Raw genomic sequence first — 13,746 nt, forward strand, 5'->3', positions numbered from 1 at the left:
CCCATTAGGCTGCCGGAATAACTTCTGGCCTGGAATATCCGATGCCCCCTGTCTACCGCCTGGCACTGCCAGCATTGTGCCTGTCGTTGATCCTGCCTTGCGCGTTTTCCGTCGAGGCGGCCGACCCGGCACCTGCCGCTGCGGAAAAACCCGCAGAAGAAAAACCGGTTGAACGCCAGCCTCTGCTTGAGCGTAGTCAGGAAGAAGCGAGCGCACTTGAGCGAAAAATCCCGGCGCAGGAACAGCAACAACTGCAAGCCGGCACCGACAACTTTCTCGCCTTGTGGAAACCGGCCAATACCGCCGAACCCAAAGGCGCGGTGATTATCATCCCGGGCGCCGGTGAAACCGTTGACTGGCCGCAAGCGATCAGCCCATTGCGGCGCAAGTTGCCGGACGCCGAGTGGAGCAGCCTGAGTATCACCTTGCCGGACCTGCAAAGCGAAGCCATTGCGCCACGCATCGTCGAAGTGGCGCCAGCGCCTAAAACGCCTGATGCCGGCAGCAAAGATTCCACGACTGCGGCGCCCATCGAACAGGCGGCCGGCGGCGAAGCGGACGTGGCCGACAAGGCCATCGTCGAAACCACCGAAGAACAGGCCAAAGCCGACGCTGAGCGAATCTTCGCCCGCATCGATGCAGCCATCGCCTACGCCGAACAGCAAAGCGCTCGCAGTATCGTCGTGTTGGGCCATGGTACCGGCGCTTACTGGGCCGCGCGTTATCTGAGCGAGAAGCAGCCATCGCAAGTGGAGAAGCTGGTGATGGTCGCCGCCCAGACGCCTGTTACAGCAAAACCGGGGCTGGCTGAGCTCACACCCACCTTGAAGCTGCCTACCGCAGATATCTTCTATATGGATAAGTCGGGGGATCGTAACGCGGCGCTGGAACGCTTGCAGGCCAGCAAGCGCTTGAAGACTTCGGGGTTCAGTCAGGTATCGCTCAAGGCGCTGCCAAATGCCAAGGCAGAACAAGAGCAGCTGGTTCGTCGGGTGCGCGGGTGGTTGAATCCACAGAATGCGGCGGACTGATAGACCGAGTCGTCCCCATTCGTGGGCAAGCCTCGCTCCTACAGGTTACGTGTCGCGCCCGGCGATCATAAAACCTGTAGGAGCGAGGCTTGCTCGCGAAGACGGAATCACTGACAACACAACTCCACCCTGCTAACGAAAATCCCGCCGCTCACGAATCAATGTGTAAGCGGTATGCAGCTCGCGAGTCTTGTCCGTGGCCTCGCGAACCTGCAACGCCGTCGCACCGCTGCCGGCAATCTTGTCCGGATGATGACGACTGAGCAGGCGTCGATAGGCGCGCTTGATTTGTGCCGGCTCACTGGTCGCCGACACTCCCAATAGCTGCAAGGCGTCTTGATAAGTGATCGCGCTGCTGACCGATGGGCGCTTCGGCTCGTAGTCGCTCGCCAGCGCATGCACTTGATGCGACGTCCAGCCCAACCATTTGCCCCACTGGGCAATCAGCTCGCGCTCACTGCTACCGGCGCGGCCATCAGCCCAGACCATCCGCCAACAGGCACGTAGCACACCTTCCGCCGCATGGGGTTGAGCACTCAGGCGTCGCAGATAACCGCGCAACCGGTCATGTCCCGACTTACCGCGGTTGAACGCCGCAATCGCTCGACGCTGCGCCGGTTCGCTCATCTCCAGCGAACGCATTTCCTGCCGCGCCTGCTGGATGTGGCCATCCACTACCCGCCCATCGCTCTTGGCCAATCGGCCCAACAACACGAACAGCAGTTCATCGTTGCGCAGCACCGAGCGACCGCCGAATTTTTCCCATAAATGCGCCCAGCTCTGCAGGTGCAAGCGCCGGTCCAGCGCCTGCCCCAATAAAGCACCGAGCATGGCCCCCGGAATGCTGGCTATGGCAAAGCCCGCTCCGGCTCCAATCAGAGTCCCTGGCCACAACATGTCAGCGTCTCGCTTCTATCAGAGTTTCTACTTCAGTCAGGCGCTCGTGGGTGCCGACATCCACCCAATGCCCATTCAGGCGTTCGCCGCTCACTTGCCCGTCAGCCATGGCTTTGCGCAGCAGCGGCGCAAGTTTGAAGGCACCGGCCGAGCACCCGTCAAACAGCTGTGGGTGCAGCACGGCAATACCACTGTAGGTCAGGGTTGATGTGTCCGGCTGACCGTCCTGCACCTGACCATCGAGCAGGGTGAAATCCCCGGTCGGATGATGAGCCGGGTTGTCCGCCAGCACCAAATGAGCGAGCCCGGCGATGGGCTGGTGCAACACGCTAAAATCGTAGTCGGTCCAGATATCACCATTGACCACCACAAAGGCCTCGTCACCCAACAACGGCAACGCACGGAAAATACCGCCACCGGTCTCCAGCGGCTCACCTTCCGCCGAGTACTGAATGCTCACGCCATACCGTGAGCCATCGCCCAGATAATCTTCGATCTGCTGACCGAGCCAGGCATGGTTGATCACTATCTCGGTAAACCCGGCAGCCGCCAGGGCATGCAGGTGATACTCGATCAGGGGCACTCCGCCGGCGCGAACCAGCGGTTTTGGCGTGGTCAGGGTCAGGGGACGCATGCGCTCGCCTTTACCCGCGGCCAGAATCATTGCCTTCATGCAGTCGCTCCAGCACGCAGACTGGCCAGCAATTCACCCAACTCCGCCAGTTCAGGGCGACGGGCGATGACCGCGTCTATATAAGCAAAGAAGCGCGGTACATCGCCGAGGTAGCGCGGCTTGCCATCGCGATGGCAGATCCGGGCGAAAATGCCGATGACTTTCAGGTGGCGCTGCACGCCCATCAGGTCGCTGGCGCGCAGGAAATCTTCGAAGTCAGGTTGCACCGGGATGTCGAGTGCGCCAGCTTGCTGCCAGTAATCCTCCAGCCAGCTACGCACACGCTCTTCAGGCCAGCTGAGGAAGGCGTCCTTGAACAGGCAAGTCACGTCGTAGGTCACAGGACCGTAAACCGCATCCTGGAAATCCAGCACGCCGGGATTCGGCTCGCTGAGCATCAGGTTGCGCGGCATGTAGTCGCGATGCACCAGGACTTTGGGCTGAGCCAGAGCGCTGTCGATCAGCAGGTCGCTGACCTGCTGCCAAAGTGTTTGCTGCGCCGAGTCGAACTCAATGCCCAGCTCACGTTTCACGTACCACTCGGGGAACAGTTCCAGCTCGCGACGCAGCAGTGCCACGTCATAACTTGGCAGCGGCGCCACCATCGGCAACTGTTGGAAAGCCAGCAGCGCTTGCAGGGCATCCTTGAACAAATCGTCGGCGTTTTCGCTGTCGATCACGTCCAGGTAAGTCTTGTTGCCCAAGTCATTGAGCAAAAGAAAACCACGATCGAGGTCTTCGGCATAAATTATCGGTACGTTTATTCCGGATTTCGCCAGCAGAAAAGCGATATCCACGAAGGGTTTGCAGTTTTCCTGGGGCGGCGGCGCGTCCATCACGACGAAACTCCGGCCTGCGCCTTCCCAGCGGAAGTAGCGCCGAAAACTCGCGTCGCTACTGGCCGCAGTCAACGTGGCCGGGGGTACGACGCCCCAGCCGTGTTCTGCAAAGAGGATAGCCAACTGTTCATCGAGCCAAACTTTCAGGTGTTGCAAGCGTACATCTTGGTCAGGCATTGCAAGGGTCTCCGACGGCGCTAGCCGTCAAGCGGGTCATGCTTTATTATCCAGCATCTTTTTCAGACCATCGAGAGGCGTGCGGCCCACACCGCGGGCAGATGGCACGCAGGAAGCCCGGACTAATAAGATGGCATTGAAATCCCCCGCGTTTCGTAAAAAATTTCCGTTGTTGGTTACCGGCAGTCTGCTGGCCCTGCAACCTCTAGCCACTTCGTTCGTGGTCGCCGCGGAACAGTATGACTGCTCAGTCTCTGCTTCGGGTGCCTGGGACTGTGCGCCAAAGGCGCCGGCTGCTGCATTGCCGCCACGCCCCGTCCATGACGGCAGCGCAGTTTCCGCCACTGGTGAAGCCGCGGCAGACACCGGCTCCAGCGCAGACACCGGCGCCAAACCAGTGCTGGTTACCGAGTCCAAGGGCCGCGGCCTGAAGTCGCGTAGTGAAGACTACAGCCACCTCGACTGGGTTCCGCGCGAGAAGCTCACTGCAGCGCAATTGGCCGAAACCGGTCCTTACTGCTCTGGTTCCTATATCGAACCGATTCGTCCTGGCATGAATGACAAGACGAATAAAAGTGACGCGCCAACCTTTCTCGGTGCCAAGGCCTCCCGCTATAAGCAGGAGGAGCAGGTCGCGACCCTGGCCGGTGACGTGGTCATGCGTCAGGGCAGCATGCAGGCCGAAGCCGACGAAGCGAACCTGTACCAGGCCGAAAGCCGTGGCGAACTGAGCGGCAACGTGCGCATTCGCGACAATGGCGCACTGATCGTGGGCGACCACGCCGATGTGCAGCTCGACACCGGTGAAGCCAAGGTCGACAACGCCGAATACGTGATGCACAAATCGCGTATCCGCGGTAATGCGCTATACGCCAAACGTGCCGAGAACGCGATCATCCGCCTCAAGGATGGTACGTACACCACGTGCGAACCGAACAGCAACGCCTGGCAGCTCAAGGGCAACAACATCACCTTGAACCCGGCGACCGGTTTCGGTACCGCGACCAACGTGACACTGCGGGTCAAGGACATTCCGGTTCTGTACACGCCGTACATCTACTTCCCGATCGACGACCGTCGCCAGTCCGGCTTCCTGCCGCCAACCATTGGCACCGGCAGCGATACCGGCTTCATGCTGGTCACTCCGTACTACTTCAACCTGGCGCCGAACTACGATGCCACGTTGTACCCACGCTACATGAGCAACCGTGGCCTGTTGATGGAAGGCGAATTCCGCTACCTCACCAAGTCCAGCGAAGGTCAGTTCGGCGCCGCCTACCTCAACGACGAGGAAACCGAGCGCAGCAAGCAGAGCGACTACGAAAAAACCCGCTACATGTACAACTGGCAGCACAAGGGTGGCCTGGACTCGCGCGTAATGACTCAGGTCGATTACACCAAGATCAGCGATCCGTATTACTTCCAGGATCTGCAGACTGACCAGATTGGTGTGAAAAGCGCTGATTACGTGAACCAACAAGGCTCTGTCACCTATCGTGGCGATAGCTACACCGCTCGCTTGAATGCCCAGGCTTATCAGCTGGCGACTGTTTCGAACATCACGCCTTATGATCGTTTGCCGCAGATAACCTTCAATGGCCAGCTGCCGTATCATCCGGAAGGTCTGGATTTCGATTACGAGACTGAAATCGTCCGGTTCGACCGTGACTTGAAAAATGGCAACTTCGTAAACGAAGATGGCACCGTCGCACCGCGACTTGATAACAACGTAACCGGCCTGGCTCGCGCTAACGGCGACCGTTTGAATCTCAAGCCGAGTGTCAGCCTGCCGTTGGACTGGACCTATGGGTTCTTGAAGCCGTCTCTGAAATATCAGTACACCCAGTACCAGCTGGATCTGGACGGCAAAGGTAAAAGCGACATCGCTTTGCAGGATGCAGAGGCAGACCGTATCAATGGTACGTTCAGCAGCAATCAAAACCGTGGCGTACCAATTGCCAGCATCGACAGCGGCCTGTACTTCGATCGCGACACGCAATGGTTCGGCAAGAACTATCGCCAGACTCTCGAGCCGCGCCTGTTCTATCTCTACGTCCCTGAGACTGACCAAGAGGACATTCCGGTATTTGATACAGGCGAATACACCTTCAACTACGCCTCGCTGTTCCGCGACAACCGCTTCTCCGGCTCCGACCGTGTCGGCGACGAGAACAAACTGTCGCTGGGCGTGACCAACCGCTGGATCGAAGAAAACGGCTTCGAACGTCAACGCATCAGCGTCGGCCAGGCTGTGTACTTCAAGGACCGCGAAGTCCAGTTGCCAGGTATCGATGCAAAAACCCGCGACGATGCACAAGCCAAAGTTTCGCCGTACGCACTGGAATACGAATACCGCTGGAACCGCGATTGGCGCACCACCGCCGATTACAACTGGGACCCGGACAGCCGCAGCCCTCGCTCGGGCAGCGCGATGTTCCACTACCAGCCTGAAGACAACCCGAACAAGGTCATCAACGCCGGTTATCGCTATCGCAATGACCAGGTTCGTTATGACCAGAACACCGGTAAATGGTCGGTAGGCGGCGGTGACTACGGTACTCCGGGCACTCCTGGCTACGTGAAGGACTACTACAAGATCAAGCAGCACGACTTCTCGGTGATCTGGCCGATCGTGCCGCAGTGGAACGCTATCAGCCGCTGGCAGTATGACTACAACCGCAACCGTACTCTGGAAGCTTTCGGTGGTTTCGAATACGACAACTGCTGCTGGAAATTGCGCCTGATCAACCGTTACTGGGTCAGCTATGACGAGTTCAGTCAGAACGCCCCGGAAAACGAAAAAGGCGACCACGGCATCTTCCTCCAAATTGTTCTGAAGGGACTCGGCGGCCTCACCGGCGCCAAGGTAGAGAGCTTCCTCGACAAAGGCATCCAAGGTTATCGTGAACGTGAAGACCAAGCTTTCTGATTGTCTGCGCCCGCTGATGCTGGGCGCGCTGTTCCTGGGTACCGCGGCCAACGCCGCGGTACAGTCCATCGATAAAGTGGTGGCTATCGTCGACAACGACGTGGTCATGCAGAGCCAACTGGACCAGCGCGTTCACGAAGTTCAGCAAACCATCGCCAAACGCGGTGCTGCCGTACCGCCTGCGGGCGTGCTGGATCAGCAGGTGCTCGAGCGTCTGATCGTCGAAAACCTGCAACTGCAGATCGGCGAGCGTTCCGGCATCCGCATTACCGATGAAGAACTGAACCAGGCTGTCGGCACCATTGCCCAGCGCAACAACATGTCGATTGAACAATTCCGCTCCGCTTTGTCTCGCGACGGTCTGTCTTATGACGACGCTCGTGACCAGATCCGCCGCGAAATGATCATCAGCCGTGTACGTCAGCGCCGTGTGGCTGAACGCATCCAGGTGTCCGAGCAGGAGGTGAAGAACTTCCTGGCGTCCGACCTGGGCAAGATGCAGCTGTCCGAAGAGTTCCGCCTAGCCAACATCCTGATTCCTACGCCAGAAAGCGCCAACTCTGACGCGATTCAGAATGCCGCCAAACAAGCCGACGCGGTTTACCAGCAGCTCAAGCAAGGCGCTGACTTCGGTCAGTTGGCAATCGCCAAATCCGCCAGCGAAACCGCGCTGGAAGGCGGCGACATGGGCTGGCGTAAAGCCGCTCAACTGCCACCTCCGTTCGATCGCCTGCTGGGCACCATGGCAGTGGGTGACGTGACCCAGCCTATGCGTACCCCGGGCGGCTTCATCATTTTGAAGATCCTCGACAAGCGTGGCGGCGAAGCCCAGGTGCGTGACGAAGTGCATGTGCGTCACATCCTGGTAAAACCAAGCCCGATCCGCGACGAAGCAAAAACCAAGGCTCTGGCTCAATCGCTCTACTCCCGCATCGAAGCGGGCGAAGATTTCGGCGAGCTGGCGAAAAGCTTCTCGGAAGATCCGGGCTCCGCCCTCAACGGTGGCGACCTGAACTGGATCGACCCAAATGCACTGGTGCCTGAATTCCGCGAAGTGATGGCCAAGACCCCACAAGGTCAGCTGTCCAAGCCGTTCCAGACTCAATATGGCTGGCACGTTCTGGAAGTCCTTGGCCGCCGCGCCACCGACAGCACCAACCAGGCCCGCGAACAGCAAGCAATGACCGTACTGCGTAACCGCAAATACGATGAAGAGCTGCAAACCTGGCTGCGTCAGATCCGTGACGAAGCGTATGTAGAAATCAAGCTCCCTGGTGCAGACCAGGCAACGCAGTGAAACCCAAGCGTTTCGCGTTGACCCCCGGCGAACCGGCCGGCATAGGTCCCGACCTGTGCCTGCTGCTCGCCTCGCAAGCTCAGCCACATCCCCTGATTGCCATTACCAGCCGCGACCTGCTCATCGAGCGGGCCGCGCAGCTGGGCGTGGCTGTCAATCTGCTGCCGGTAGCGCCGGACAGCTGGCCAGATACTCCGGCCCCGGCCAACAGCCTGTATGTGTGGGATACGCCGCTTAACGCCAAGGTCATCGCCGGGCAACTGGACAAAGCCAATGCGGCTTTCGTTCTGGAAACCCTGACGCGTGCTGGCCAGGGCTGCCTGGACGGGCATTTCGCCGGCATGATCACCGCCCCGGTGCACAAGGGCGTGATCAATGAATCCGGAATCGCCTTTTCCGGGCACACGGAGTTTCTCGCTGACCTGACTCATACCGCGCAAGTGGTGATGATGCTCGCCACCCGCGGCTTGCGCGTGGCATTGGTGACCACTCACCTGCCCCTTCGCGAGATTGCCGATGCAATCACACCGGAGCGCCTGGAGCGGGTCACGCGGATCCTGTACGCCGACCTGCAAGAAAAATTCGGCATCGCCCAGCCACGCATCCTGGTTTGCGGGCTTAACCCGCACGCCGGTGAAGGCGGTCATCTGGGCCATGAAGAAATCGACATCATCGAACCTACATTAGAGCGCCTGCGCGGCGAGGGCATGGACCTTCGCGGTCCCCTGCCCGCCGACACTCTGTTTACCCCCAAATATCTGGAGCACTGCGACGCGGTGCTGGCGATGTACCACGACCAGGGCCTGCCCGTGCTGAAATACAAAGGCTTCGGCGCGGCAGTCAACGTGACCCTCGGCTTGCCGATCATCCGCACTTCGGTCGACCACGGCACCGCCCTGGATCTGGCCGGTAGCGGCAAAATCGACACCGGCAGCCTGCAAGTCGCCCTGGAAACCGCCTACCAGATGGCCGAGACCCGTTTATGACCGAGCATTACCAACACCGGGCGCGCAAGCGCTTCGGCCAGAACTTCCTGCACGATGCCGGCGTTATCGACCGTATCCTGCGTTCCATCCATGCCAAGCCTGAAGACCGTCTGCTGGAAATCGGCCCGGGCCAGGGTGCATTGACCAAAGGCCTGCTCGACAGCGGCGCCCAGTTGGACGTAGTAGAGCTGGACAAGGACCTGATCCCGATCCTCAACCAGCAGTTCGCCGGCAAGAGCAATTTCCACCTGCATCAGGGTGACGCGCTGAAGTTCGACTTCAACAGCCTGAACGCTGCGCCGAACAGCCTGCGAGTGGTCGGCAACCTGCCGTACAACATCTCTACGCCGCTGATTTTTCATCTGCTGCACAACGCAAGCCTGATTCGTGACATGCACTTCATGCTGCAAAAGGAAGTGGTCGAGCGTCTGGCGGCGGGGCCTGGTGGCGGTGACTGGGGTCGCCTGTCGATCATGGTTCAGTATCACTGCCGGGTAGAACATCTATTCAACGTGGGCCCGGGCGCATTCAATCCACCGCCGAAAGTCGATTCAGCCATCGTGCGGCTGGTCCCTCACGCGGTACTCCCGCATCCAGCCAAAGATCACAAACTGCTGGAGCGCGTCGTGCGCGAAGCCTTCAACCAGCGCCGTAAAACATTGCGAAACACTCTCAAATTGCTGCTGAGCAACGCCGAAATCGAAGCCGCCGGCGTCGATGGCAGCTTGCGCCCCGAGCAGCTCGATCTGGCTGCCTTCGTGCGCCTGGCCGACAAGCTCAGCGAACAAGTCCTACAAAAGCCTGCCACCGACTGAAAGGCGATGAGCGCTATCGGGTAGGACGCCACTCTGGTTTACTACCCGATACTTGGCCTAGACTGAGTTCTATCAGCTATGCCCCGCGTCCCGCTTCGTTTCTAAGGCCTTTTGCATGTCCGATCCTCGTTATCAGGTCGACGTCAGCGTCGTCACCCGCTATCTGGCAGAACAATCGCAACCCGAGCAAAATCGCTTTGCCTTCGCCTATACCATCACCGTGCAGAACAATGGCCTGGTGCCCGCCAAACTGCTTTCACGGCATTGGGTGATCACCGACGGTGACGGGCATGTCGAGGAGGTTCGCGGTGCAGGCGTCGTCGGCCTGCAGCCGTTGATCGCCGTGGGCGAGAGCCATACTTACAGCAGCGGCACCGTCATGACCTCCAAGGTCGGTACGATGCAGGGCACCTATGAGATGGTCGCCGACGACGGCAAACACTTCGATGCTGTCATCGCTCCGTTTCGTCTGGCGGTACCCGGAGCCCTGCACTGATGGCGACGTATGCCGTCGGCGACTTGCAAGGTTGCCTTGAGCCGCTGCAATGCCTGCTCAAGCAAGTCGCTTTCGACCCGGCCCAGGACCGGTTATGGCTGGTGGGAGATCTGGTCAACCGAGGCCCACAGTCGCTGGAAACCTTGCGCTTTCTCTATAGCCTCCGCGAATCGCTGGTGTGCGTGCTCGGCAACCATGACCTGCACTTGCTGGCCGTCGGGCAAAACATCGAACGCCTGAAGAAGGCGGATACGCTGCGCGAGATTCTTGAAGCACCCGATTGCGCGGAGCTGCTGGAGTGGGTTCGGCAACAAAAGCTCATGCATTACGACGAACAGCGCGATATCGCCCTGGTCCATGCCGGCATTCCGCCGCAATGGTCGCTGCGCAAAGCCTTGAAGTGCGCCGCCGAAGTCGAAGAAGCCCTGCACGACGACAACCGCTTCGCGCCTTACCTCGACGGTATGTACGGCAACGAGCCGGTGAAATGGGACAACGACCTCAAAGGCGCCGCGCGCTTGCGAGTCATCACCAACTATTTCACCCGGATGCGCTTTTGCACCAGCGACGGCAAACTCGATCTCAAGGGCAAGGAAGGCATCGACACCGCACCGCCGGGCTATGCGCCGTGGTTCACCCACAAGGAGCGCAAGACCAAAGGCCTGAAGATCATCTTCGGCCACTGGGCGGCGCTCGAAGGCCAGTGCAACGAGCCGGGCCTGTTTGCGCTCGACACCGGTTGCGTCTGGGGTGGCGCCATGACCCTGATGAACGTCGACACCGGTGAGCGCCTGCAGTGTAAATGCGACGCCCATGGCCACACTCGGCCGGTTGTCGCCGCCCCTATTCCCGAACAAACGTCAGCCAGCGCCCCGCGCTAGACTGCGCTTTCAGCCGAGCCACAGGAGCCCGCCATGAGCGAATTCAAACGTATCCCCCCAGAACAGGCCCAAGCCCTGCGCGAACAAGGCGCGGTGGTGGTCGATGTCCGCGATCCGGCAACGTTTGCCGCGCTGCACATCGCTGGCTCCAAGCATCTGGACAATCATTCCCTGCATGCTTTCATTCAGGGCGCTGACCTGGACGCGCCGACAGTAGTGGTCTGCTATCACGGAAATTCCAGCCAAGGCGCGGCTGCCTATCTAGTCAGCCAAGGCTTCTCCGACGTCTATAGCATGGATGGCGGTTTCGAGTTGTGGCGTACGACCTATCCTTCGGAAACGGCGCAAGGCACTTCCGAATAATTTTTTTCAATGCGCGCAAGCCCCGGTCCCCGCGGGCTAGCGCGGTGACAGACGAACGGTCTGCCACAACTTATTACGCATCTTGCATTTACCTTCCGAATTCCCAACTATCCTTAAGCGCAGGCCATCCAAAACAGGGGAGAGCCGGTACACCGGCGCGCGGGTCATCGGGAGTAGCTTTCGGAGTCGTCAGCTCCGGGAGAGTTCTGGGGGGTAAACAGCAACTGCCTGTTCGGTTGCTGCCAGCATCGACTGAGTGATCCGGCGTCGGCTCCACGTATCGAGCGAGGTGACGTCATGAGTATCTTTAGCCACTTCCAACAACGCTTCGAGTCCACGCGCCAGGAAGAACTCTCTCTGCAGGAGTACCTGGAGCTGTGCAAAAAGGACCGCAGCGCCTACGTTTCCGCCGCCGAGCGTCTCTTGCTGGCCATCGGAGAACCGGAGCTGCTCGACACCTCGACCAACTCGAGGCTGTCGCGAATCTTTTCCAACAAGGTGATCCGCCGCTATCCGGCCTTTGAAGACTTCCACGGGATGGAAGAATGCATCGACCAGATCGTGTCGTATTTCCGCCATGCCGCTCAGGGTCTGGAAGAAAAGAAACAGATCCTCTACCTGCTGGGCCCTGTCGGTGGCGGTAAGTCATCCCTGGCCGAAAAGCTCAAGCAACTGATCGAGAAAGTGCCCTTCTACGCAATCAAGGGCTCGCCGGTTTTCGAGTCGCCCCTGGGTCTGTTCAACGCCACCGAAGATGGCGCGATCCTCGAAGAAGACTTCGGTATTCCCCGGCGCTATCTCAATACCATCATGTCGCCATGGGCCACCAAGCGCCTGGCCGAATTCGGCGGCGATATCAGCCAGTTCCGCGTGGTGAAACTCTATCCGTCGATCCTCAACCAGATTGCGGTCGCGAAAACCGAGCCGGGAGATGAAAACAACCAGGACATCTCGGCACTGGTGGGCAAGGTCGATATCCGCAAACTGGAAGAGTTCCCGCAGAACGACGCCGATGCCTACAGCTACTCGGGCGCACTGTGCCGGGCGAACCAGGGCCTGATGGAATTCGTCGAAATGTTCAAGGCACCGATCAAGGTGCTGCACCCATTGCTGACGGCTACCCAGGAAGGCAACTACAACAGTACCGAAGGCCTGGGGGCGATTCCGTTTACCGGGATCCTGCTGGCCCACTCCAACGAATCGGAATGGCACACCTTCCGTAACAACAAGAACAACGAAGCATTCATCGACCGGATCTATATCGTCAAAGTGCCGTACTGCCTGCGCGTCAGCGACGAGGTGAAGATCTACGACAAACTTCTGTTCAACAGCTCGCTGGCCAAGGCCCATTGCGCGCCCGACACCCTGAAAATGCTCGCGCAGTTCACCGTGCTCTCACGCCTCAAGGAGCCGGAAAACTCCAACATCTACTCCAAGATGCGCGTGTATGACGGCGAAAATCTCAAGGACACCGATCCGAAGGCCAAGTCGATCCAGGAATACCGCGACGCAGCGGGCGTCGACGAAGGCATGAACGGTCTGTCGACCCGCTTCGCCTTCAAGATTCTGTCGAAGGTCTTCAACTTCGATCCGCACGAAATCGCCGCCAACCCGGTACATCTGCTCTACGTACTGGAACAGCAGATCGAACAGGAACAGTTCCAGGCCGAGACCCGGGAACGCTATCTGCGCTTCCTGAAAGAGTACCTGGCGCCACGTTATATCGAATTCATCGGCAAGGAGATCCAGACTGCCTACCTCGAGTCTTACAGCGAGTACGGCCAGAACATCTTCGATCGCTACGTGCTGTACGCCGACTTCTGGATTCAGGATCAGGAATACCGCGATCCGGAAACCGGCGAGATCCTCAACCGCGTAGCCCTGAACGAGGAACTGGAGAAAATCGAAAAACCGGCCGGCATCAGCAATCCGAAAGATTTCCGCAACGAAATCGTCAACTTCGTACTGCGCGCCCGAGCCAACAACAACGGCAAGAACCCAACCTGGCTCAGCTACGAAAAACTGCGGGTGGTCATCGAGAAGAAAATGTTCTCCAACACCGAGGACCTGCTGCCGGTCATCAGCTTCAACGCCAAGGCCAGCAAAGAGGACCAGCAGAAGCACAACGACTTCGTCACACGGATGGTCGAGCGGGGCTACACCGACAAACAGGTACGACTGCTGTCCGAGTGGTACTTGCGGGTCAGAAAATCACAGTAACCCGCTGCCGGTCAGACCGGTTGTCGTTAGCCCGAGGCCTGTTTACGCTTTTTCTGTTACACAGGCCTCTGGAGGTGTCCGAAATGCGGTAGCGAGGTTCAGGCAGCATCAAAGCGCTTGGGGGAGCGTGTACACCCTCCAG

General features: G+C 59.2%; 12 protein-coding genes. 9 read left to right on the forward strand and 3 right to left on the reverse strand.

Annotated features, from left to right (window positions below; genetic code table 11):
* Window positions 1-41: 41 nt before the first annotated feature.
* Window positions 42-1,031: an alpha/beta hydrolase family protein gene (locus tag AB7M22_RS24000; RefSeq protein WP_454187968.1), complete on the forward strand. Its 990-nt coding sequence runs from the start codon at window positions 42-44 to the stop codon at window positions 1,029-1,031.
* A 132-nt stretch (window positions 1,032-1,163) separates the two neighbouring features.
* Here the strand turns inward: AB7M22_RS24000 and AB7M22_RS24005 are convergent, their stop codons facing one another.
* Genes AB7M22_RS24005 through AB7M22_RS24015 form a run of 3 tightly spaced genes read right to left on the reverse strand, consistent with a single transcriptional unit; the run spans window position 1,164 to window position 3,617 of the window.
* Entirely contained in the window at window positions 1,164-1,928 is a 765-nt protein-coding gene (locus AB7M22_RS24005; protein ID WP_454187969.1) for a TerB family tellurite resistance protein, read from the reverse strand.
* Window position 1,929: 1 nt separating this feature from the next.
* On the reverse strand, window positions 1,930-2,601 hold the full coding sequence (gene murU, locus AB7M22_RS24010) for an N-acetylmuramate alpha-1-phosphate uridylyltransferase MurU (protein ID WP_454187970.1): 672 nt from the start codon (window positions 2,599-2,601) through the stop codon (window positions 1,930-1,932).
* On the reverse strand, window positions 2,598-3,617 hold the full coding sequence (locus tag AB7M22_RS24015; RefSeq protein WP_454187971.1) for an aminoglycoside phosphotransferase family protein: 1,020 nt from the start codon (window positions 3,615-3,617) through the stop codon (window positions 2,598-2,600). The genes murU and AB7M22_RS24015 overlap by 4 nt, the downstream gene beginning before the upstream one ends.
* Before the next feature lie 130 nt (window positions 3,618-3,747).
* Here AB7M22_RS24015 and AB7M22_RS24020 point away from each other — a divergent pair, with 130 nt between their 5' ends.
* The 8 genes from AB7M22_RS24020 (at window position 3,748) to AB7M22_RS24055 (ending at window position 13,604) form a co-directional block, all read left to right on the forward strand.
* The gene (locus AB7M22_RS24020; RefSeq protein WP_454187972.1) at window positions 3,748-6,546 is read left to right on the forward strand and encodes an LPS-assembly protein LptD; all 2,799 of its coding nucleotides are present in this window, start codon (window positions 3,748-3,750) and stop codon (window positions 6,544-6,546) included.
* The gene (gene surA, locus AB7M22_RS24025) at window positions 6,527-7,843 is read left to right on the forward strand and encodes a peptidylprolyl isomerase SurA (protein ID WP_454187973.1); all 1,317 of its coding nucleotides are present in this window, start codon (window positions 6,527-6,529) and stop codon (window positions 7,841-7,843) included. The genes AB7M22_RS24020 and surA overlap by 20 nt, the downstream gene beginning before the upstream one ends.
* On the forward strand, window positions 7,840-8,829 hold the full coding sequence (pdxA, locus tag AB7M22_RS24030) for a 4-hydroxythreonine-4-phosphate dehydrogenase PdxA (RefSeq protein WP_454187974.1): 990 nt from the start codon (window positions 7,840-7,842) through the stop codon (window positions 8,827-8,829). Before surA ends, pdxA begins: the two co-directional genes overlap by 4 nt.
* The gene (gene rsmA / locus AB7M22_RS24035) at window positions 8,826-9,644 is read left to right on the forward strand and encodes a 16S rRNA (adenine(1518)-N(6)/adenine(1519)-N(6))-dimethyltransferase RsmA (RefSeq protein ID WP_454187975.1); all 819 of its coding nucleotides are present in this window, start codon (window positions 8,826-8,828) and stop codon (window positions 9,642-9,644) included. The genes pdxA and rsmA overlap by 4 nt, the downstream gene beginning before the upstream one ends.
* A 115-nt stretch (window positions 9,645-9,759) precedes the next feature.
* Window positions 9,760-10,140 (forward strand): Co2+/Mg2+ efflux protein ApaG, encoded by a 381-nt coding sequence (gene apaG / locus AB7M22_RS24040; protein WP_454187976.1) that lies wholly within the window; start codon window positions 9,760-9,762, stop codon window positions 10,138-10,140.
* Window positions 10,140-11,021 carry a symmetrical bis(5'-nucleosyl)-tetraphosphatase gene (locus AB7M22_RS24045; protein ID WP_454187977.1) on the forward strand — a complete coding sequence of 294 codons (882 nt, stop codon included), beginning with the start codon at window positions 10,140-10,142 and terminating at the stop codon, window positions 11,019-11,021. The genes apaG and AB7M22_RS24045 overlap by 1 nt, the downstream gene beginning before the upstream one ends.
* Window positions 11,022-11,054: 33 nt before the next feature.
* A complete protein-coding gene (gene glpE, locus AB7M22_RS24050) occupies window positions 11,055-11,384 on the forward strand; it encodes a thiosulfate sulfurtransferase GlpE (protein ID WP_007904261.1) in 330 nt (109 codons plus the stop codon).
* 297 nt (window positions 11,385-11,681) lie between these two features.
* The gene (locus tag AB7M22_RS24055; protein WP_007904259.1) at window positions 11,682-13,604 is read left to right on the forward strand and encodes a PrkA family serine protein kinase; all 1,923 of its coding nucleotides are present in this window, start codon (window positions 11,682-11,684) and stop codon (window positions 13,602-13,604) included.
* Window positions 13,605-13,746: the final 142 nt, after the last annotated feature.

It is taken from the genome of Pseudomonas sp. ADAK2 TE3594, from assembly GCF_053628675.1.